Origin of the sequence: Acinetobacter sp. LF10 (assembly GCF_048585715.1) — a bacterium.
GTDB lineage: Bacteria > Pseudomonadota > Gammaproteobacteria > Pseudomonadales > Moraxellaceae > Acinetobacter.
The window spans coordinates 2,200,140-2,221,570 of sequence record NZ_CP184160.1; the positions used below are offsets into that span (position 1 = coordinate 2,200,140).

General features: G+C 39.1%; 16 protein-coding genes and 1 pseudogene. 8 read left to right on the forward strand and 9 right to left on the reverse strand.

What is annotated here, in order from left to right:
• Nucleotides 1-47: 47 nt before the first annotated feature.
• Nucleotides 48-1,541, reverse strand: a complete 1,494-nt coding sequence (locus ACN19N_RS10725; RefSeq protein ID WP_269229918.1) for an alanine/glycine:cation symporter family protein — start codon at nucleotides 1,539-1,541, stop codon at nucleotides 48-50.
• Nucleotides 1,542-1,891: 350 nt separating this feature from the next.
• Between ACN19N_RS10725 and radA the strand changes: the two genes are divergently transcribed.
• Both radA and ACN19N_RS10735 read left to right on the forward strand, forming a co-directional pair.
• Nucleotides 1,892-3,283, forward strand: a complete 1,392-nt coding sequence (gene radA, locus ACN19N_RS10730) for a DNA repair protein RadA (protein ID WP_269229917.1) — start codon at nucleotides 1,892-1,894, stop codon at nucleotides 3,281-3,283.
• Between the two features lie 82 nt (nucleotides 3,284-3,365).
• A complete protein-coding gene (locus ACN19N_RS10735; protein WP_420001300.1) occupies nucleotides 3,366-4,346 on the forward strand; it encodes a Tim44 domain-containing protein in 981 nt (326 codons plus the stop codon).
• Nucleotides 4,347-4,854: 508 nt separating this feature from the next.
• Here the strand turns inward: ACN19N_RS10735 and ACN19N_RS10740 are convergent.
• The gene (locus ACN19N_RS10740; protein ID WP_269229915.1) at nucleotides 4,855-6,483 is read right to left on the reverse strand and encodes an inorganic phosphate transporter; all 1,629 of its coding nucleotides are present in this window, start codon (nucleotides 6,481-6,483) and stop codon (nucleotides 4,855-4,857) included.
• Between the two features lie 438 nt (nucleotides 6,484-6,921).
• Here ACN19N_RS10740 and metH point away from each other — a divergent pair, with 438 nt between their 5' ends.
• Nucleotides 6,922-10,608 (forward strand): methionine synthase, encoded by a 3,687-nt coding sequence (gene metH, locus ACN19N_RS10745; protein ID WP_420001301.1) that lies wholly within the window; start codon nucleotides 6,922-6,924, stop codon nucleotides 10,606-10,608.
• 216 nt (nucleotides 10,609-10,824) lie between these two features.
• Here metH and ACN19N_RS10750 read toward each other — a convergent pair whose 3' ends face one another.
• Nucleotides 10,825-11,871 carry a RelA/SpoT domain-containing protein gene (locus ACN19N_RS10750; RefSeq protein WP_420001302.1) on the reverse strand — a complete coding sequence of 349 codons (1,047 nt, stop codon included), beginning with the start codon at nucleotides 11,869-11,871 and terminating at the stop codon, nucleotides 10,825-10,827.
• A gap of 308 nt (nucleotides 11,872-12,179) precedes the next feature.
• Nucleotides 12,180-13,400: an MFS transporter gene (locus ACN19N_RS10755; RefSeq protein WP_420001303.1), complete on the reverse strand. Its 1,221-nt coding sequence runs from the start codon at nucleotides 13,398-13,400 to the stop codon at nucleotides 12,180-12,182.
• A gap of 106 nt (nucleotides 13,401-13,506) precedes the next feature.
• Between ACN19N_RS10755 and ACN19N_RS10760 the strand changes: the two genes are divergently transcribed.
• The gene (locus ACN19N_RS10760) at nucleotides 13,507-14,295 is read left to right on the forward strand and encodes an AraC family transcriptional regulator (RefSeq protein ID WP_420001304.1); all 789 of its coding nucleotides are present in this window, start codon (nucleotides 13,507-13,509) and stop codon (nucleotides 14,293-14,295) included.
• Here ACN19N_RS10760 and ACN19N_RS10765 read toward each other — a convergent pair.
• Nucleotides 14,265-15,582 (reverse strand): annotated as a pseudogene (locus ACN19N_RS10765) (glutaminase); the annotation flags it as partial. The gene ACN19N_RS10760 and the pseudogene ACN19N_RS10765 sit on opposite strands and share 31 nt — an antisense overlap.
• A gap of 154 nt (nucleotides 15,583-15,736) precedes the next feature.
• Nucleotides 15,737-16,219 (reverse strand): peptide deformylase, encoded by a 483-nt coding sequence (gene def, locus ACN19N_RS10770; RefSeq protein ID WP_269229910.1) that lies wholly within the window; start codon nucleotides 16,217-16,219, stop codon nucleotides 15,737-15,739.
• A gap of 131 nt (nucleotides 16,220-16,350) precedes the next feature.
• Here def and ACN19N_RS10775 point away from each other — a divergent pair, with 131 nt between their 5' ends.
• The gene (locus ACN19N_RS10775; RefSeq protein ID WP_269229909.1) at nucleotides 16,351-16,554 is read left to right on the forward strand and encodes an amino acid transport protein; all 204 of its coding nucleotides are present in this window, start codon (nucleotides 16,351-16,353) and stop codon (nucleotides 16,552-16,554) included.
• Between the two features lie 43 nt (nucleotides 16,555-16,597).
• Here the strand turns inward: ACN19N_RS10775 and ACN19N_RS10780 are convergent, their stop codons facing one another.
• Both ACN19N_RS10780 and ACN19N_RS10785 read right to left on the reverse strand, forming a co-directional pair.
• A complete protein-coding gene (locus ACN19N_RS10780) occupies nucleotides 16,598-17,089 on the reverse strand; it encodes a DUF2505 family protein (protein WP_269229908.1) in 492 nt (163 codons plus the stop codon).
• 109 nt (nucleotides 17,090-17,198) lie between these two features.
• Nucleotides 17,199-17,489: a hypothetical protein gene (locus ACN19N_RS10785; RefSeq protein WP_420001305.1), complete on the reverse strand. Its 291-nt coding sequence runs from the start codon at nucleotides 17,487-17,489 to the stop codon at nucleotides 17,199-17,201.
• A gap of 213 nt (nucleotides 17,490-17,702) precedes the next feature.
• Between ACN19N_RS10785 and ACN19N_RS10790 the strand changes: the two genes are divergently transcribed.
• The 3 genes from ACN19N_RS10790 to ACN19N_RS10800 all read left to right on the forward strand — a co-directional run bounded on the left by ACN19N_RS10790 (nucleotide 17,703) and on the right by ACN19N_RS10800 (nucleotide 20,136).
• The gene (locus ACN19N_RS10790; RefSeq protein WP_420001306.1) at nucleotides 17,703-18,143 is read left to right on the forward strand and encodes a universal stress protein; all 441 of its coding nucleotides are present in this window, start codon (nucleotides 17,703-17,705) and stop codon (nucleotides 18,141-18,143) included.
• Nucleotides 18,144-18,381: 238 nt separating this feature from the next.
• Nucleotides 18,382-19,623, forward strand: coding sequence for a transporter (locus ACN19N_RS10795; protein WP_420001307.1), 1,242 nt, complete (start codon nucleotides 18,382-18,384; stop codon nucleotides 19,621-19,623).
• 144 nt (nucleotides 19,624-19,767) lie between these two features.
• Nucleotides 19,768-20,136 carry a hypothetical protein gene (locus ACN19N_RS10800; RefSeq protein ID WP_269238271.1) on the forward strand — a complete coding sequence of 123 codons (369 nt, stop codon included), beginning with the start codon at nucleotides 19,768-19,770 and terminating at the stop codon, nucleotides 20,134-20,136.
• A 22-nt stretch (nucleotides 20,137-20,158) separates the two neighbouring features.
• Here ACN19N_RS10800 and ACN19N_RS10805 read toward each other — a convergent pair whose 3' ends face one another.
• On the reverse strand, nucleotides 20,159-21,322 hold the full coding sequence (locus ACN19N_RS10805; RefSeq protein ID WP_420001308.1) for an alanine racemase: 1,164 nt from the start codon (nucleotides 21,320-21,322) through the stop codon (nucleotides 20,159-20,161).
• Nucleotides 21,323-21,431 lie beyond the last annotated feature (109 nt).

Genomic DNA, 21,431 nt, shown 5'->3' on the forward strand with positions numbered 1-21,431 from the left:
TGCTTATTTTTATTGAAATATAAAGTTATATTTCGACTACTTAATACTTATTTTTGTTTGTTTTTAATACGTTCTTCCCAGAAGGTTGCATTACGAATGCCGAGCTTAACAGGATCAAAGGTAAACTCTTTAACGCCTGCTTTTTGTTGCTCTTCATAATCTCTCAACGCTTTAATCGTTGGTTTCCAAATGAAGTAAGTGACAATAATACCAATGATATTAATCCAAGCCATTAAACCTACACCGATATCTCCAATTCCCCAAATATAACCTGTTGCACTGATTACGCCATATGAAACAGAAAGAATGATGAAGCATTTGGTGATAAATAATAAAGATGGAGTTTTAGTAATATAACTTAAATAAGTAATATTGGTTTCAGCGATATAGTAATACGCAACAATCGTTGTAAATGCGAAGAAGAATACAGCTAATGCAACAAAGATTTGTCCAAAACCACCAAATACTGTACTTACTGCCATCTGTGTAAATGCAGGAGAGCCAATTTCAGCCGTTGCGGCAACATTTTGTACAATAAATTGACCAGCTTCTAGAGTACCTTGAACATTGTACATTCCAGTAATAAGGATCATAAATGCAGTAGCAGAGCAAACAAATAAAGTATCGATATAAATTGAGAATGCTTGTACTAAACCTTGTTGAGCAGGATGCTCTACCTCAGCTGCGGCAGCGGCATGTGGTCCTGTACCCTGACCTGCTTCGTTAGAATACACTCCACGTTTTACTCCCCAACCAATTGCAGCACCAAGACCTGCCATAGGAGAAAAGGCATCAGCGAAAATTAAGGAAATCACACCAGGTAACTTATCAATATTGATAAAGACAATAATTAATGCCATTACAATATAGCCAGCCGCCATAAACGGCACTACAAATTCAGCGAATTTTGCAATACGTTTGATACCACCAAAAATGATGACTGTAAGTAATGTTACAATCACAATTAAAGCGAGTAGTTTATAGGTACCGACATTTCCAAAAACAATTGCACCTTCACCTGTGATTTGTGTGAAAGCATTACCTACTGCATTTGCTTGAATACCGGGTAAAAACAAACCACATGAAATGATCGCGGCAATCGCAAATAAAATACCCAACCAACGCTGACCTAGACCTTTATCAAAATAAAAAGCGGGTCCACCACGATATTGTCCTTGATATTCAACTTTATAAATTTGACCTAAAGTTGATTCAACATAAGCAGTACTCGCTCCTAAAAATGCAACAAGCCACATCCAGAAGACCGCACCTGGTCCACCAAAACCAATTGCTGCTGCTACACCTGCAATATTACCTACACCAACACGACCTGAGAGTGAAACAGCGAGTGCTTGAAACGAAGAAATACCTTGTGCTGATGAGCCTCCTTTAATGAGTAGCCCTATCATATCTTTGATCTGACGAACTTGAACAAACCTTGTTACGACGGAGAAAAATAAACCTGCACCTAAACATAAATAGATCAGAGCTTTGCTCCAAATAATACTATTTATCCAATCAACAATTTCTGCTGCACTCATAAACACCAACCTTTTGTATAATTTAAAAATATATCAATTGATACATTTTCATTTGTCTGAGCATAAGCAATATTTATGCCATTGAATATAATTCTTATGACAACAAATGAGCAAATGTTCAAAGACCTTCCGTGGAAAAAGTGAATTTAAAGAATTTTCGACTCAAAAACCTACTATATCTTACTTGTAAAAGTCTTAGATCGTGTTATTTTCTGAGCACTTCCCTTTAACCAGTCAATTACGAAAACACCGTTTAATCTTAATTCCTTATCAAGAAAATGAACGATATTGATCTTTTCCGTAATTACTCTACTTTTTAACTAATTTATCGCAAATTTTCAATTTTATATATGGCAAAAATTAAAACTGTTTATCGATGTGAACAATGTGGTGCAGATCATTCTAAATGGGCTGGTCAATGTTCTGAGTGTGGCGAATGGAATAGTCTAGTAGAAGTTCGACTGGAACCAACAGTTAGTCATAGAGCTCAGCCTAAAATGGGCGGTGGTTATGCTGGTCAAAGTGCTAATATCACAACCCTTAATCAAATCTCAGTTTCACATGAAACTCGTCTACAGACAGGTATTAGCGAATTCGATCGTGTACTCGGTGGCGGTTTGGTTACAGGCTCTGTTGTACTGATTGGTGGTGATCCAGGTATTGGTAAATCAACAATTTTATTGCAAACCGCAACTCACATGGCTAGTAAGAAAAGTTCAGCTCTTTATGTCACAGGCGAAGAATCACTTTCACAAGTTGCCTTACGTGCTCAACGTTTAGATCTGCCCACAGACCAACTCAGAGTTATGGCAGAGACTTGTGTCGAGCGTATATGTGAAGTATTGGCACACGAACGTCCTGCTATTGCAATTCTTGACTCAATTCAAACCCTATATACAGAAACTCTGCAATCTGCGCCTGGTGGTGTTTCACAAATTCGTGAGTCTGCTGCCCTCTTGACTCGGTTTGCAAAGAATAGCGGTACTGCTTTATTCCTTGTAGGTCATGTCACCAAAGAAGGTGCATTAGCTGGTCCACGAGTTTTAGAACATATGGTGGATTGTGTACTTTACTTTGAGGGGCAATCTGACTCACGTTATCGCATGATCCGTGCTGTAAAGAACCGTTTTGGTGCAGTGAATGAACTGGGTGTCTTTGCCATGACAGACAAAGGACTTCGAGAAGTTGCCAATCCATCTGCAATTTTTCTCAGTCGTTATGATGAAGCGATTCCCGGTTCAATTGTCATGATCAGCCGTGAAGGTACTCGCCCATTGTTAGTCGAAGTACAAGCTCTAGTCGATGATGCACATGGTCAACCTCGTCGCGTTGCATTAGGTCTAGAGCAAAACCGTTTGAATATGCTCCTTGCAGTGATGCATCGTCATGGTGGTGTGCAAACATCTGGACAAGATGTTTATGTCAATGTAGTGGGTGGTTTAAAGATTACCGAGACTGGCTCTGATCTTGCGGTTTTATTGGCTTGTGCATCAAGTTTAAGAGGTAAAGCCCTGCCACAACAATTGGCAGTTTTTGGTGAGGTTGGACTGTCTGGTGAGATTCGCCCTGTACCGAATGGTCAAGAAAGATTAAAAGAAGCGACCAAGCATGGCTTTAAATATGTCATTTTACCAAGAGCTAATGCACCGCAAAAATCTATTGATGGCGTTCAAATCATTGCCGTTGCACGCTTACATGAGGCTCTCACTGAAGCAATGCAATTGAGTGACGAGTTGACATAAAAAAACATATTTTTATAGTTGAAATTACAGGTGAATGCCTGCATAAATACACTTACAAATAGGATTTAAATAGGAATTTTCGATGCAAGTACACCAGCGTGGCTTGATGGCAGCTCTTTTAATGGCAACATTGGTTGCTGCACCACTTGCAGAAGCAAAACGTGCAGGTGGTGGAAAAAGCCACGGTATGAGCAGATCTAGTTCATCTAGCCAATCTTATCAACCATCACGTCAAGCTGCTCCTGCTCAACAACAAACTGCACCTCAAAAATCAGGTCCTGGTGTTGGTTCAATGGTTGCAGCTGGTGTAGCAGGTGCAGCGGTAGGTGCAGTTGCAGCGAATGCTTTAGCTGATGATAAACCACATAACCCAACTGCCACTGATCAGCAAACAGCGAATGCTCAAGCCGCACAACAAGCCCAAGAGCAAGAGAAAAAAGGTGGAGTCCCAACTTGGATTTGGTTATTACTGATCGCAGGCGGTGCTTTCTTTATTTTCCGTAAATTCAGCGGTAAACAAAAAGTAGCTGCAAACAATCCTTATGCGCCAAATAATAACGGTCAAAATAATTTTGGTCGCCAAAATACAGCGCCTGCAGGTGACAATACCAATATTTTTGGTCAATCTGTCGGTGGCGGTACGGCTGCTCCTCAAGCACAATTTGGTGGTGCATCAATGAGTAATGGCAATCAGTTACCAGATGGTACTGAACCTGCTGCGTTCTTACGTGTAGCTCGTCAGCGTTTTAATCATATTCAATCAGTGAATAGTGCCAGTAATATTGAAGAAATTCGTCGTTATTTAACGCCTGAACTTTATTCATCTATGTACAGTGACATTATGGCCAACCAAGACCAAGATGTTGCAGAATTTAGTAATCTAAACGCAATGGTTGTAGATAGGGCTACTGAAAATGGTCAGTACGTTGTTAGCGTACGTTTTACTGGAACAGTGAGCGAAGATTTAAATAGCTTGCCACAACCTTTCACCGAAATTTGGCATTTTGTTAAGCCTGCTGGTTCGCAACAAGATTGGGTTGTTGCGGGTATTCAACAAGCTTAATTGAATTGAACATCATGTAATACATGCAAAGAGCTGTTTCGACAGCTCTTTTTTTATCGATGTTTAGAGATAGAAATAAAAAAAGCCACTCTCTATTTTGGAGAATGGCGGAGTGTAAACCCTAATTTCGATTGCCTATATTTTTAAATAGATTTAAACAGGCAGTTAAGTAAACTGTATATCTCGGTTATCTTAGCGGATAATCAAGAATAAAAATATTCCTCGTTTGGGGAATAAAACTTTTTTTGTAATAGGTTCACGTAGATCTTCTTCGCTTATTTAGGAACAATCATTACTTCAGGCATTCAGGCATTCAGGCATTCAGGCATTCAGGCATTCAGGCATTCAGGCATTCAGGCATTCAGGCATTCAAATTAGAACAAATCTATTTGAGTTAGAGCCTAATATTCTTGGTTTGTATCCGTATCTATCGCTATCTTATGACCCATAAAAAAGCTTTGCCGAGGCAAAGCTTTTTAAAATGATTTTAGCTTTAAAACAAATCAAATCATGATACAAACTGTAAGAACAACCAGTATAAGCCACCAGATAAACAAATCGTTGCTGGCAATGTAAATATCCATGCTGAAAGAATGGTTTTCACTGTAGCAAAATTTAAACCAGATCTGTTTGCCACCATCGTACCCGCAACAGCACTGTTTAGAACGTGAGTTGTTGAAACTGGCATACCTAAACCATCAGCAGCAGCAATCGTTGTCATTGCAACAAGTTCAGCAGACATCCCTTGACCATAAGTCATATGATTCTTACCAATACGTTCGCCCACTGTAACCACAATACGCTTCCACCCCACCATCGTACCTAAGCCAAGCGCAAGTGCCACCGCAACTTTAACCCAATTCGGAATATATTGTAGGAATGAATCAAGATTACTACGGTATTCTTTTACCACTTTGGCTTGGTCTTTATCCATTTCTGGCAAAGCTTTCGCTTTATCTAATCGCTTGAAAGTAGTCGTACTCAAATACATATCATTGCGAATTTCACTGACCGCAGCTTCTGGGATCGCTTTAAGATCGCCATAATTTGCAACACGTGTACCTAGGTGCGCTGTCATACTTGCCAATGCAGGTACAACTTCAGCCGTTTGCTCTTTGGTTTGAATATATTTGGTCAATACAGCACGCGCTTTCTCATCTGAAAACTCATTCTGATTTACATTTAAAACAGTTGCTGTTTGAGTTGAAAGTTGCTCAAATGATTGTAAATGCTCAGCATCTAAACTCTTGTTCAATGAGTAAGCTAAAGGAACTAGACCAATCAAAATCAACATGATCAAGCCCATACCTTTTTGACCATCATTTGAACCATGTGCAAAACTTACACCAGTACAAGTGAAAATCAAGATCGCACGAATTAATGGTGGCGGTGGTTTATTGCCTTCAGGTGGTTGGAAAAGTTCAAGTTGACGCTTGAAAATTGTTTTCACCAACAAAAATACGATTGCAGCAAATGCAAAACCGATTAATGGAGAAAATAATAAAGCTTTACCAACTTTGATCACTTGATCCATATCAATACCACTTGCTGTACCTGTTGAGGCATTTAACAAGTGATTCATGATCCCTACACCTAAAATCGAACCGATTAAGGTATGTGAACTTGAGGCTGGAATACCAAGAAACCACGTTCCTAGATTCCAAAGAATCGCAGCAATCAGCAGTGCGAAAACCATCGCAAAACCTGCTCCACTGCCAACATTCATAATCAGTTCAACAGGAAGTAAAGCAATAATACCGTACGCAACTGCGCCACTCGCTACCATAACCCCAAGGAAGTTACAGAAACCAGCCCACATCACTGCAACGGGTGCAGGTAATGCATTGGTATAGATGACCGTTGCAACCGCATTGGCGGTATCATGGAAACCATTGACAAATTCAAAGCCTAAAGCAATGAAAAGTGCCGTAGATAGAAGAATAACTGAATATAAACTCAAAGGTGGTACATGCGCTAAGTCAGCACTCACCTGAAAACCAATATAAATAAGTGTTGCAATAATAATTGTTAAAAACACCGGCATAAAAAATTTCGGTGTTGGTACATGTACATTCGTCGATTTTGCCGTAGAACTGGCAAGCGGTGAATCCGAAACAGGAGGAAGATTAGAATTCATGTAGACGGTAAGAGGATAATAAAATCCTCTGTATTGTTTAATTAAATTATGACAATTATATGACAAAGGACTGTCATATGAAGCCAAATTTTCATATTTTTCTTACATTTTTTTGTATTTTTCAAAGAAAAAATCATCTAAATATTCATTTAAACCGTATAAAAACAATACTTTAAGTCAAAAAAATTTTACTCAGAACTATTTGTCTGATTTTGCAACAAACACAACGAAATATAAAACTTAGTTGTCATATTTCAAAATACATGTCGTCTTCTTAGGCATTATTCACCGAAATTATTGCAATTTCATGAAAGTTTTATGACATTTTCCATTTGAACCAATGAATCACCTCAAGCTAATGCTGAAAATACGCGCTTTTTCTGCGCTTCTGTTACAATGCCCCTGCTTTTTTATATTGATTATCTACTGGGGTTCCTTATGTCCACGCTTGCCACCCTAAAATCACTTCTTGCTCAACGCATTCTCATTATTGACGGTGCAATGGGAACGATGATCCAGCGCCATAAATTAGAAGAAGAAGATTATCGTGGTGAACGTTTTGCAGACTGGGCATCAGACCTAAAAGGCAATAACGACTTATTGGTTTTAACCCAACCCCAAATTATTCAAGGGATTCATGAAGCCTATTTAGATGCTGGTGCAGATATTATTGAAACCAACAGCTTTAATGGCACACGCGTTTCAATGTCTGACTATCACATGGAAGACCTCGTTCCAGAGATCAACCGTGAAGCAGCACGTCTAGCACGTGCGGCATGTGACAAATATTCAACCCCAGATAAACCACGCTTCGTTGCAGGTGTACTTGGCCCAACCTCGCGTACTTGTTCCATTTCACCCAATGTAAATGATCCTGCGTTCCGTAACATTACTTTTGATGAACTCAAAGAAAACTATATCGAAGCCACTCATGCCTTGATCGAAGGCGGTGCAGACATCATCTTGATTGAAACTGTGTTCGATACCTTGAACTGTAAAGCGGCGATCTTTGCAGTAAAAGAAGTATTTAAGCAACTTGGTCATGAACTTCCGTTAATGATCTCAGGCACGATTACCGATGCATCAGGTCGTACTTTAACAGGTCAAACCGCTGAAGCGTTCTGGAACTCGGTTCGCCACGGTGATTTACTCTCAATTGGTTTTAACTGTGCCTTGGGTGCGGATGCCATGCGTCCGCACGTGAAAACCATTGCGGATGTTGCTGATACTTTTGTCTCTGCCCATCCAAACGCGGGGTTACCAAATGCTTTTGGTGAATATGATGAAACACCAGAACAAACAGCAGCGTTCATCAAAGAATTTGCAGAAAGTGGTTTAATCAATATTACAGGTGGTTGCTGTGGTACCACGCCTGATCATATCCGTGCCATTTACAATGCGGTTAAAGATATAAAACCACGTCAGATTCCTGAAACAAAGCCTGCATGTCGTTTAAGTGGTTTAGAACCATTTAATATTTATGATGATTCATTGTTCGTCAATGTCGGTGAACGTACCAACGTCACGGGTTCAAAAAAATTCCTACGTCTCATCCGTGAAGAAAAATTTGCCGAAGCTTTAGAAGTAGCTCAGCAACAAGTGGAAGCTGGTGCACAGATCATCGATATCAACATGGATGAAGGAATGCTCGATTCGCAAAATGCGATGGTACATTTCTTAAATCTTGTGGCATCTGAGCCAGATATTTCTCGTGTACCGATCATGATTGACTCATCGAAATGGGAAATCATTGAAGCAGGCTTAAAATGTGTACAAGGTAAGCCTGTCGTGAACTCGATTTCCTTAAAAGAAGGTTATGATGAGTTTGTCGAAAAGGCTCGTCTATGCCGTCAGTACGGTGCTGCGATTATTGTCATGGCATTTGATGAAACAGGTCAGGCAGATACGGCTGCACGCAAACGTGAAATCTGTAAACGTTCTTATGATGTTTTGGTCAATGAGGTGGGCTTCCCTGCCGAAGATATTATTTTTGACCCGAACGTGTTTGCAGTCGCAACAGGGATTGAAGAACATAATAACTATGGCGTCGATTTTATTGAAGCCACAGGTTGGATCAAACAGAACCTACCGCATGCCATGATTTCAGGCGGTGTATCCAACGTATCCTTCTCATTCCGTGGTAATGAGCCTGTGCGTGAAGCGATTCACTCGGTATTCCTTTACCATGCCATCAAACAAGGCATGACCATGGGGATCGTGAACGCTGGTCAAATGGCGATTTATGACGATATTCCAAAAGAACTCAAAGATGCGGTTGAAGATGTTGTACTGAACCAAAACCAAGGTGAATCAGGTCAAAACGCCACAGAGAAACTGCTTGAAGTGGCAGAAAAATTCCGTGGTCATAGCGGTGCGCAACGTGAAGCTGAAAATCTTGAATGGCGCAATCAATCTGTTGAAAAGCGTCTTGAATATGCCTTAGTCAAAGGTATTACGACTTTTATTGATGAAGATACCGAAGAAGCCCGTTTAAAAGCCAAGCGTCCTCTTGATGTGATTGAAGGCGCATTGATGGATGGAATGAACGTGGTTGGCGACCTATTCGGTTCAGGTAAAATGTTTCTACCTCAAGTCGTGAAATCTGCACGTGTAATGAAGCAAGCTGTCGCTTGGCTGAATCCGTACATCGAAGCTGAAAAAACAGGAAGCCAGTCTAAAGGTCGTGTTCTCATGGCGACTGTAAAAGGTGACGTACACGATATTGGTAAAAATATTGTAGGCGTGGTCTTGGGCTGTAATGGTTATGACATTGTTGACCTTGGTGTGATGGTACCTGCGGAAAAAATCCTGCAAACCGCGATTGATGAGAAATGTGACATCATCGGTTTGTCTGGTTTGATCACCCCATCTTTGGATGAAATGGTGTTTGTTGCCAAAGAAATGCAACGTAAAGGCTTTAACATTCCTTTATTAATTGGTGGTGCAACCACTTCGAAAGCACACACTGCGGTGAAGATTGATCCACAATATTCAAATGATGCGGTGATCTATGTGGCCGATGCTTCACGTGCAGTGGGTGTTGCAACTACCCTGCTCTCGAAAGAAATGCGTGGCAACTTTATTGCAGAACATCGTGCTGAATATGCCAAGATTCGTGAGCGTTTAGCCAATAAGCAACCAAAAGCAGCCAAACTCAGCTATGCCGAATCGATTGAAAATGGCTTTAAAGTGGATGACAACTATGTGCCACCGATTCCAAATAGTTTAGGGACGCAAGTCATTACCAATTATCCATTGGCAACACTAGTTGAATATTTTGACTGGACACCATTCTTTATCTCTTGGAGCTTGGCAGGTAAATTCCCGAAAATCCTGACAGATGAAGTTGTTGGTGAAGCAGCCACTGATTTGTATAACCAAGCGCAAGCGATGCTGAAAGACATTATCGAGAATAATCGTTTTGATGCCCGTGCTGTATTTGGTCTATACCCTGCACAACGTACAGGCGCAGATACCGTCAGCGTGTTTGATGAAACGGGTCAAAAAGTTACGCATACTTTTGAACATATTCGTCAGCAATCTGACAAAGTCACAGGCAAACCAAATTTATCTTTAGCTGACTTTATTAGTACCTCGAAAGACAATACTGACTATCTCGGTGGTTTCACTGTATCGATCTTCGGTGCAGAGGAGTTGGCGAATGAATATAAAGCCAAAGGCGATGATTATTCAGCAATCTTGATTCAGTCTTTGGCCGATCGTTTTGCTGAAGCATTTGCCGAGCATTTGCATGAGCGTATTCGTAAAGAGTTCTGGGGCTATAAAGCCGATGAGACTTTGGGCAATGAAGAATTAATCAAAGAGAAGTATGTCGGTATTCGTCCTGCACCTGGTTACCCTGCTTGTCCTGAGCATTCTGAAAAAGCAGTGCTGTTTGACTGGTTAGGTTCGGAGGCGAAGATCGGTACGAAGTTGACTGAACACTTTGCGATGATGCCACCTTCTTCTGTCAGTGGTTTCTATTATTCGCATCCTGAAAGTGAATATTTTAACGTGGGCAAGATTTCTCAAGATCAGCTTGAGGATTATGCGAAACGTAAAGGTTGGACACTGGATGTAGCGAAGCGTTGGTTAGCGCCGAATTTAGATGATTCTATTTCTTAAAAATCACTGTAAGTCCCTCATTTATAAATGGGGGACTTTTCCCACAAATTTGAACCTAGAATTGAATTTGGGATACTTATTTCTTCGAAGAAGAACACTTCATCTAATGTTATTTAACTAGCTTTATTCCTAGCTTGATTAGTATAATAACCAACAAATGCTGCTTGTTTTATTAAAGATATATAACTCCAAAATACCTTTGAATCAGCAAAATAGTTAGGATAAGCTTCTCGTATCCCCCCCCACGGCATTAGAGGATACCAAAGCGACTACCCAACTTTTATTCTCAGCAAGAGTAGTTTCATACAGACTATACTTATTTGAAGCTTCAGCATATTCTGATTTCTCAAAATATTCCGTATCTAAATTTCCAGTTAAAACATTCAATCTCAATAATACATATCCTTGTTTTGCCTTACCTTGCAAAATAACTTTATCAATAGAATGTAATGATTGGGCATAATCTTGAAATAATTCTTCAATACTATAATTAGATCCAGCTAATGGTTGGGTAACAAAATTGTGGATTTTAACTGCTTCATCCATAATTTTGACATTATCTTTATGTTTAACAAAATCTATATATTCTTTAATTAGTATATTTTGACTGTTAGTTTTAAACCCTCTTAAATTTTCAATTATTTCAAACTGATTACTTACTAATTTAAAAAATAGATGCCATTCAGGTTTACCTTGATTTAATTTCAAATTTTGATGAGTAAATAAATCAATTATTTCTAGACTAGTAGCCCAACAATGCTGTAGTTGTGTCCTTAATTGAACTTCTATGTTTTTATCTTCACCCACATTGTTCTTAAATCTTCCAATAATATGAATACTTCTGTATCCATCTTCTTTTGGTTCTTTAATATAATTTTTAAATTTCAAACTACCTATTTCACTTAAAAAAATATTCTCTTTACATAATAAATTAAACAGTTGATTAACTTTACCATTATTAGCTAATACAACACGTATCCCACCTATATCTTGCATATTCTTAAGACTCATTTTGTTAAATCTTTTTAATTTTTTTATTATTGATTCTGTCCTTTTTATTCTCTTTGCAATAAAGGCTTTGTTATCGGCTTTCTCAACTTTTACTTTTAAAAATTTCTCTGCTTCATCTAATGCAGAAATATGACTATCACGCCAATCAGTTAATACAGTCATAGTTTGATGCAATAAATCAGCATCAGAATTTATTTCATAGCTAATTAAATCAAATCCCGCTTTTTCAACTTGTTTTTTTGTATATCTCATTAAAAGGTAAATCTCGTATTAATTTTATTGCATTATAATTAACAATAACTTAAATGCGAAGATACCTTCTAGAAAATTTACAATCAAGGATTTTTCTCTTTTTAAAGCTGAGAGACTACACTCCGCAAATGAGAATCTGACTTCAAAATAATCTCAACAATTTGATATATCTGCTTTACCACAGCATTAATCTCAGTCAAAATCTGAAGATTACCAAATCTCAGTGTCAGAAGTCCGAGTTCATTCAAAACATTTCAAATAAAAAATCTCTCAATTCTTCAGAACTGAGAGACCTAAATATAAATGAACTATTTAGCTTTGGTATTTGGCAAAAAGACCGTTGCAAAACCAAGTAAGGGTAAAAGAGAACATAAACCAAATACCCATTCGATTCCGTTCACATCAGCTAAATGTCCAAGCCCTGCTGCTGCAATACCACTTACACTAAACATCAAGCCAAACATTAAACCTGAAATCATCCCCACACGCCCCGGAACAGCTTCCTGAGCATAAACTACCATTGCAGCAAAAGCAGACGACAACACTAAACCTGTGATCACTGACAAAACAGTTGTCCAAAACAAGTTGGCATACGGCATCATTAGAGCAAATGGCGCCATCCCAACAAAAGACACCCAAATTACCGCTTTACGCCCAATTCGATCGCCAATCGGCCCACCTGCAAAAGTACCCAAAGCGACCGCTGCCAAAAATACAAACAAATGTAATTGAGCCGTTTGAAGACTAATGTGAAACTTATGAATCAAATAAAAAGTAAAATAGTTACTAATACTCGCGATATAAGTAAATTTAGCGAACATCAATACACTAATCGTAGTTAGAGCAATGATTAATTGGCGGCCATGCAACTTGGTTTGTGTTTGATTGACCTTGGCAGAAAATGAGTTTTTTGCATGGCTAATCGTCCAGCGACTTACTCCAAACAAGACCCAAATCGCTAATAGTGAAAATACCACCAACCATGCAACTGCATGTTGTCCAAAAGGTACAATAATTAAAGCAGCCAACAAAGGTCCAATTGCAGTGCCTGTATTACCGCCAACCTGAAAGGTCGATTGAGCTGTACCAAAACGTCCACCCGATGCCATTCTCGCCACACGCGAAGCTTCAGGATGAAAGGTTGCAGAACCTACACCAATCAATGCAGATGCCAGTAACAATATGGTAAAACTTGGAGAAAATGCGAGTAGTAAAATACCGCATAATGTGACCATCATTCCTAATGGTAAAAGATATGGTTTTGGATGTTTATCAGTATACAGTCCAATCCAAGGCTGAAGCAGTGAACCCGTAATCTGATACACAAAGGAAATCAGCCCGACTTGCGCAAAACTGAGTGCAAAGTTTGCTTTAAGCATAGGATAAATAGCGGGTAAAACTGCTTGAATTAAATCATTAAGTAAGTGTGCAAAAGCCACTGCACCAACGATCTTCATGATCATACCTTGCGGTTGCTCATTTGTAGCAGTATTTGCAATACCATCATTCAACTGTATTGAAGACGTCATATCCGAAAAACTCCAATATCTTTAGATAAGACGCTTATTGCAATTTGTCGTTTATAAGGCTATCTTCCAATAATCATCGTATAAATGACAAATTTTAGCTTAGATTATGCATGAATCTCTTATTCAGTCTGATCAATCTGAATTGGTCATTGGATTGTCGTCTGAACATACTTATCGTGAGATTACACCCACACATACCCATACTAGAGCACAATTTTTATATGCTTCAACGGGAAATATTCAGGTTTTCACACCTAATAATGTCTGGTTGGTTCCGCCGATGTGTGCGTTATGGATTCCAGCAAATGTTGAACACAGTGTCATTTCACTTAGTCACGTTAAGCTGAATACTGCACTCGTTGAAGTGAATGCTGCGGCATTAATGGGACAAAATTGTTTTATTATTCGCGTCAGTAATTTGTTGCATGAATTGTTGATTCGACTTAATCAAATCACACAAGTAAATGCGCCAAACCTTATTTCATCTCAGGATATTTCAGAAGCTTTACAAATTCTAATTTTTGAAGAAATTCATAGTGCCAATCTAATTCCCATTCAAATCCCTTGGCCCAAAGACAAACGTTTATTAAAAATCTGTCAAGCACTGTTACATTCACCGAAGCATTGCAAAGATTTGACTCATTGGGCTGATGAGATTGGGGCAAGTTCAAGAACCTTAATGCGTATGTTTCAAAAAGAAACAGGACTGTCTTATCGCGCATGGATTCAGCAAATGCATATTGCTCATGCACTGAGTAAGATTTCCAATGGCGAGTCAATCTCACAGATTTCCGAAGCACTTGGCTATAACAATCCAAGTGCATTTAGTGCGATGTTTAAACGACATTTAGGTAAAACACCACAGCAATTTCGAGGCAATAAAATAGATAAATAACTTTTCCTTTTATAATTCTTTGTGTTTTTCAATTAAATCCTCTAGATTTTGATAAACATGCAACACCCGATCTTTATGCGTTCGTGCATGATCCAAACGCTGTTCGGGGTCAACCAAAAGCAAGGTATGACCATCATCAATTAAACGATCAATCCCCTCTAAAAACATCCGTTTACCTACATCATGAATCAGTGAAATCTGGCTCAAATCAATCACGATTGTATTCTTATTCACAGGTTCACACTGCAAAGTCCGTAACAACATTTCCGCTTCAGTAAATTTCAATACACCGCGCAGCACATACACACTTAATGACGCATTTTTCCCTGTCAGATAATGGCTTTGTACAATGGTTTGTGCCGAAGATGTGCCTTCCATCAAATGTAAGCCCATGTCACGTGATAACCGTTCTAAAATATCAATACCACGAACACTATTACCGTGTTCATCTAACTTTGGTGAAAAAGCTGCAATACTGACCTGCCCCGGCAATACACCCAATATCCCACCTGCCACACCACTTTTGGCTGGGATACCAACCGTCGTGAGCCAATCACCAGCGGCATCATACATGCCGCAACTCATCATCACACTGAGGACTTGGCGTACCACTACACGATTCAATAATCGTTTACCTGTTTTAGGATCAACCCCACCATTGGCAAGAACACTCCCCATCCGTACAAGATCTTTCACCGTGACCAAAATCGAACATTGGCGAATATAACCATTCACAATATCCACTGGGTCAGTTTCTAAAATCCCGACGGTTCGCAACATATATCCTATCGAAAGATTTCGATAGGCAGTTTTTACCTCGGACTGATAGACAGCTTCATCAAAACGTAGTTCACGCCCAGCCAGTTCGCTCATAAACTCACGTAGAATTTCTGCGCCTTGTAGCCCTTCTTTGATTGGAATCAATGAATGTGTGGTGATTGCACCTGAGTTAATCATTGGGTTTTTTGGACGACGATCGTTCCCAAGTGAAATCTCATTGAATGCTTCGCCAGAAGGTTCAACACCTACTTTGTCTAATACTGCATCTATTCCAAGCTTTTGTCGCACATACGCATATGTAAAAGGTTTAGACATGGATTGAATCGTAAACTCGATCTCATCATCGCCCACCGAATAGATTTCACCATCTACAGTAGACAACGCCAAAGCCAACCGATTGGGATTGGCATTGGCTAACTCAGGAATATAATCGGCTAGACGACCGCTATTATCAGTATCACAGGCATCAATTACGTGTGCCAAATAATCAGGAAGTGGCGTTTTCATGGTTGTCTGCCTTTAAAGATTTAAAGTGTTCATATCAATTAAATTTTATAATACAGAGTACTGATAATATTCAAATTATAGCTTTTGTAATTTTTTTAATGTCTCAAGCAATTGCCAAGGCTCACCATATATTTTTAATGTCTAACCAATAAACCTAACTCACTCGTTCTACAAACAGTATCCCATCCAAATGATCCACCTCATGCTGAACAATTCGTGCGGGGAAACCCTCAAAATCCGTTTCAATCACTTCACCTTGCAAAGTGTAATAACGCACTTTTATTGCCTGAGCACGTTCAACCTGCCCACGCTCATTTGGTACGCTCAAACAACCTTCTTCACCCAAACAGGTACTTTGAGAAAACTCTAATATTTCAGGATTGACCATTACTACGGCATCCATTTCAGGTGCATCGGGATAACGTGGATTTGATCGCGAAGCAACGATGATCACACGTTTGGAAATATAAACTTGTGGCGCTGCAATTCCGACACCATTGCGCTCAAGCATGGTACAGTGCATTGCTGAAGCTAATTGCATTAACCATTCACTATTAAATTCACTTGCCGCGACAGGAGCAGCTTGAAGTTCTAAAACACTCTCACCCCGTTGTGCTACAGGTAAAATCACACTCATTAGATGACCTTATTATTTTTGACCAGATAGTGAATTACATACTATTTGATATTAGGTTGAGCTTCTATAATTTTCATTTAAGAATCTTGCCATAGTATATGCGCAATAAAAATAAGGTATGGCAAAACACAATGAACGCAACCCAACTTTTTCTAGGTGTTATCTTCGGGTCGATTGGCTTAGGCTATTTTATGTATGGCAAAAAACAAAAGATGACCGTGCCTTTAGTTTGTGGTTTAGTTCTGATGATTTACCCATACTTTATCGAGAGTACAGCGTTGCTAAGTGTCATTGGCGTGATTCTTTCAATCCTGCCCTATTTTCTGCGTTTCTAAAATAAAAAACTCCCCTTACGGAGAGTTTTCAATCTATTCAGAATTATAGGTTTTTCTTTAATTCTTCTTCTACAATTTCAATCTCTAGTTGGCTAAATTTACGAATTTCGCCTTCTGCATGCTTTTCAAGCATACCACCAATCAAAGGTACTTTAACTTTAACAGTCCAAGTCAGTGCAATGTCTACTTTTTCACTGTTTCCTGTCACCTTGCGTTCAGCTTTTGCTTCTAAAGGTAAGTTTGCGCCTAGCTCTACCGTTGATGTTAAATTTTTCAAATCGGTAATATCAGAACGTTTTAAACGAAATGCATTTTTTAATAATTTTTTAGCCACATCTGGGATATTTACATCAAGATTATATTCACGACGTAAGGTATAAATATCACCCTTTACAGCCGATTCAATAATTTCTAAGTTTTCACCTGGAATACGTTTACACACTGCTTCATGCAATGAAGTCATAGCAACTAATCTTGAAAAATCTTCAATTGAAACGCCATGAATTGTTTCATTTACCGTAAATTGATGTGCCATTTTTTAAATTTCCGTTTAGTTTTAATTAAGGTTTTATCATCGCAGAAAATTATATCATTCTCATTTCAATCACAGAATCTGAACACGTAAAAATTAATGACTGATCGGATTAATAATTTTTATTGTAATGATGTCTTATACCTAATTTTACCGTTACTCGTTCCATTCGGCTGATATAGAGATAGTGATTGCCATATTCGATGACTGCATAAAACTGCTCTGCACCATCATCCAATCCTGTGGCTGACCATGTTGTCCCTTGTGGAAATTCATCCAACCATACGGCTTTATAAAAATCTGAAACCGAATCAAATGCCAAATAAGCTTCTGGATCAGCCATAATTTTGGCAGCGACTTGATCAAATTTTTGTTGTTTGAATGCTTCTAAACTGAGTAACACGGATGTTCCTATGCCTATAAATATGAAGAAAAATTACAAAAATACAGAGATTCTCTTAGACCCATATTTTGCTGAGGGATTTCCTATATTTCTAGATTATTTTCAGCGTTATCATAGGTTTTAGATGATCGTCCCATTTGCTAGACAGAGTTCAATATGTTATCAACTTCTTATACTTTTATCTTTTACAACGATAAACTATAAGGAGTAAATATGTCTTATCAAAATATTTTAGTCGCGGTTGATGATTCTCCAATTTCTTATGCAGCAGTTGAACATACACTGTCTTTAGCAAAATTATCAGGGGCAAAAGTAACTGTACTCAGCGTGGTGGCTGTTGATCCATATGTCGGTGTTGATTTTTATCAAGTTGCACCAGCCATTACTGATCATTTTATGCAGGCTGAAGCGCATGCTAAAACCCAACTACAAGATATTGCTCAATCTTTCATTCGCGATGGAATTGAGGTTCAAACCAAAATTCAGCATGGTGCAGCGACTGAAGGAATTATTTTTGTCGCTGATGAAGTCGGTGCGGATCTGATTATTATGGGTTCACATGGTCGTACAGGTGTAAAACGCTTATTACTGGGTAGTGTAGCGCGTGCTGTTTTAACTGAATCCCATATTCCTGTGTTGATTGTGAAACAATAACGATTTGCTTGAATTGAAAAAACCTTGTGTCTCGATACAAGGTTTTTTATTGCCTAAAATTTATTGATATGACCGCCTTGCCCCCCATATTGATGATCTCCAACCCTATTCCATATATTTAAAAGATGTTTCACTCAAACTAAGGCATTGCATTCACTTTCCAATGAAAGCGAGAAGATGACCGTCAATAAAAACAGCATGTTTAAGAATAAGACACGGTTTTACAAGGATGATCAATATGAAACTCAACCCACTGGTGATTGCTCTGTGTGGAATGTGCATGAGTACATTTAACCACGCAGCAGCACTGGATCAATCGGGACAATCCATTCTTCCTTTTCTGGAAAATGGCAATTATGTCGAGATCAATGCCACAGCTGTTGATGCTGACATTTCAGGAAAAATTCGTAATCGTCCAGAACTGGTCAATGATCCGAACAATCTTAACTCCGGCAATATGGGCAATAGCTTTCAATATTATAGTGCCGCACTCAAGCTGCAACTGACTGATCGAATCAGCTTTGGTCTGCTCTACGACCAGCCTTTTGGTGCCGACATTAGCTATCCGATGCAATCGAATAATACCTTTTCGGACAATAAATTTACCCAGCAAGGTACATCGGTCAATGTTGATACTGAAAGCATTAGTATGATTTTGGGTGTCAATCCTTTTAGCAATTTTCAAGTCTATGGCGGTGCTGTCTATCAATCGGTCAAAGGTGATGTGGCACTTCGTGGCAACTCCTATGGCGAAGCCTTTAATGGCTATGATGCGAAATTTAAACAAAACCATGCTGTGGGCTGGCTGGCAGGTCTGAGTTATCAAATCCCAGATATTGCCTTGAAAGTAGCCGTGACCTATCGCTCTAAAATCGACCACGATATGCAAGTGACTGAAACTATGTTTGGTCAGCCTTTGGAAGTTACCGCAGCAAGTAAAACCAGCATTAGCACACCACAATCCGTCAATATTGATTTTCAAACAGGTGTCTATAAAGACACGCTCGCCTATGCCAATTTCCGTTGGGTCAATTGGAAAGAATTCCATATTCGTCCGACTCAGTTTGGTGCGATGACTGAATATCTGACGACCTTAATCAGTGGAGGAGCTTATACAGGTGGATTTGATCTAGACAGTTATCAAAAAGATCAATGGGCTACGACTTTGGGTCTCGGACATCAATTTACTGAACAATGGAGCGCATCTACTGAAGTGAGTTGGGACTCAGGTACAAGCAATCCTGCATCGACTTTAAATCCGACTAAAGGCGCTTGGGGCGTTGGCTTAGGTGTTCAGTTCAACCCTGCACCGAATTATTTTATTGCAGGTGGAATGAAATACTTCTGGTTAGGTGATGCGATTGCGGAAGATGGCACGTATTACATCCCAGTTGAAGGTGTTAAGTCGATCGCAGAACAAGCTGATTTTAAAAATAACAGCGCAATCGCCTACGGTCTAAAAATTGGCTATCGTTTTTAATGATTCGACTTAATCAATATGTTGTCTTGTAGCAACACTTTCCACTGTTCCGACTCAACGATTTCCTTGCATCAAAGAAACTGATTAAATTAGCATCTCGACCATGTTATTTTTACAGTTGATTTGATCGCTAGGAAAAATTCAATGAAAAAAATGTCTCTTATATTTTCTTTGCTGGCATATAACCTAGTTCATCCTTTAACCGCCTTTGCCAATTCAACCGAACCCAAAGAAACGATGGATATTTTTATTGGCACATTAACTGTTCAGGATAAAAAAGCCATTTTAACGCGATGCGATCTTACTCAGAATGAATATGTATTGAAAGATGCCGATTGGTCGAAGCAAAAGGCAGTATCAAGTTTTCTCTCCAAAGCCACGACACTCAAACAGCCGATTTATGCAGAAGTGATTGCGGCTTATAAAAGCGAAAAAGATACCAATATTCTATTGGTCGATTCCATTGAAAATTTGACTGAAGCGAAAAGCTGTCATTTGAGTGATTTATTTTAAAGTTCAGCTGCTCAACAGCCTTTCATTCACGGAAAGTTTGCCATGTCTCAAAAACATGTTGCTGATATAGTTTTAATTCTGAGAATTGAGGAATAATCGCTTCACTCTGCGTCGGTCTTAAAAACACAAAATCATCGACTTGAATATTACAATCCTTCGGTACATTCACCAACTCCTGATTACTACTTCGTCCATACAAAGCATGAGTATGTGCTTGATCAGGATAGATATAATCAGCAAGCCAATAGCCACCATAAATAAACAGTGCCTTATACTTATGTGGCAATTTATCCAATAAAGACATTGATGGTAGCTGGGTAAAAGGTAAAACTTTTAAGACTGGCGATGCAATCCATAAAGCAGGCTGTAAAGCCTTTAAAAAATCACTGTCAAAATCACTTGGTTTTAATAGCATTGAACCAAAAGACAAGTCATTGCAGACACTTTCAGTGGTATGAAAGCTAAAGGTTGGACTGCCACCACCATTAAAACAAAGCTCATCCCTCCACAACGTTGGGAACTGCTGTTTAATTAGCTTTTGGTAATCGGCATAGGTCTGCTGCGAGCTTTGATAAGCCAATTCAGGCTTTCTAATGATGGCTGGAATTTTAGTGACATGCGCATCATAGCCCATCAAACCAGAAAGCTTTAAATACTGGGGGTGCTGTTGAATCAACTTTAAAATTTCCGTCAATTGCTGTGCGGACTGTACTCCTCCTCGATGCAAACCAACATCAATTTCAATATTCACATCCAAGCACAGAGAATAGAGCTGAGCAATCTCAAGATATTGTTGTAAGCGTTGCTTGGTATCAATCAGCCACTGAATTTTGGCATTCGACCACTCTGCATGCTGATCAAAAAAATGACGTACAGCTTGAGCGGGCATCGGCTTACCCAACAAAATATCGGCTTCGGCAAAATTTTCTAAGATCGAAACAAGATGCGGTTGATGAAATACCATAAAGCGTTGTGTATTGATCTGTTCAGATAGCAACTTGAGCAAGTCTAGGCTCGCTAAAGATTTCACCACCAAACGGGCTTTTAAATGTGGTGCATGTGACAAGCGCAGTTGCACATGTTGGATATTTTGTTTTAACGCAGCCGCATCCACAATAAGTTGCGGAATCGCAATACCCTGTTTTTTGAGATCGAGATTGAGTTGTTTAAAATAATGATCCAACATGGCTATACCTTTTTTATTTAATCCTGATCCTAAAAAACCATCTTATACAACGGAATGTCGTCTACAAGCTGTAGCAAGCCAAAGCAACTAAAGCTTTGGCAAAGGCAAG

Coding starts and splice junctions, on each gene's coding strand:
- ACN19N_RS10755 (WP_420001303.1), bottom strand. CDS start 13,400: ATGACGTCTTCAATACAGTTGAATGATGGTATTGCAAATACTGCTACA.
- ACN19N_RS10795 (WP_420001307.1), top strand. CDS start 18,382: ATGAAACTCAACCCACTGGTGATTGCTCTGTGTGGAATGTGCATGAGT.
- ACN19N_RS10800 (WP_269238271.1), top strand. CDS start 19,768: ATGAAAAAAATGTCTCTTATATTTTCTTTGCTGGCATATAACCTAGTT.
- ACN19N_RS10735 (WP_420001300.1), top strand. CDS start 3,366: ATGCAAGTACACCAGCGTGGCTTGATGGCAGCTCTTTTAATGGCAACA.
- ACN19N_RS10805 (WP_420001308.1), bottom strand. CDS start 21,322: ATGTTGGATCATTATTTTAAACAACTCAATCTCGATCTCAAAAAACAG.
- def (WP_269229910.1), bottom strand. CDS start 16,219: ATGAGTGTGATTTTACCTGTAGCACAACGGGGTGAGAGTGTTTTAGAA.
- ACN19N_RS10725 (WP_269229918.1), bottom strand. CDS start 1,541: ATGAGTGCAGCAGAAATTGTTGATTGGATAAATAGTATTATTTGGAGC.
- ACN19N_RS10775 (WP_269229909.1), top strand. CDS start 16,351: ATGAACGCAACCCAACTTTTTCTAGGTGTTATCTTCGGGTCGATTGGC.
- ACN19N_RS10790 (WP_420001306.1), top strand. CDS start 17,703: ATGTCTTATCAAAATATTTTAGTCGCGGTTGATGATTCTCCAATTTCT.
- ACN19N_RS10780 (WP_269229908.1), bottom strand. CDS start 17,089: ATGGCACATCAATTTACGGTAAATGAAACAATTCATGGCGTTTCAATT.
- metH (WP_420001301.1), top strand. CDS start 6,922: ATGTCCACGCTTGCCACCCTAAAATCACTTCTTGCTCAACGCATTCTC.
- ACN19N_RS10750 (WP_420001302.1), bottom strand. CDS start 11,871: ATGAGATATACAAAAAAACAAGTTGAAAAAGCGGGATTTGATTTAATT.
- ACN19N_RS10740 (WP_269229915.1), bottom strand. CDS start 6,483: ATGAATTCTAATCTTCCTCCTGTTTCGGATTCACCGCTTGCCAGTTCT.
- radA (WP_269229917.1), top strand. CDS start 1,892: ATGGCAAAAATTAAAACTGTTTATCGATGTGAACAATGTGGTGCAGAT.
- ACN19N_RS10760 (WP_420001304.1), top strand. CDS start 13,507: ATGCATGAATCTCTTATTCAGTCTGATCAATCTGAATTGGTCATTGGA.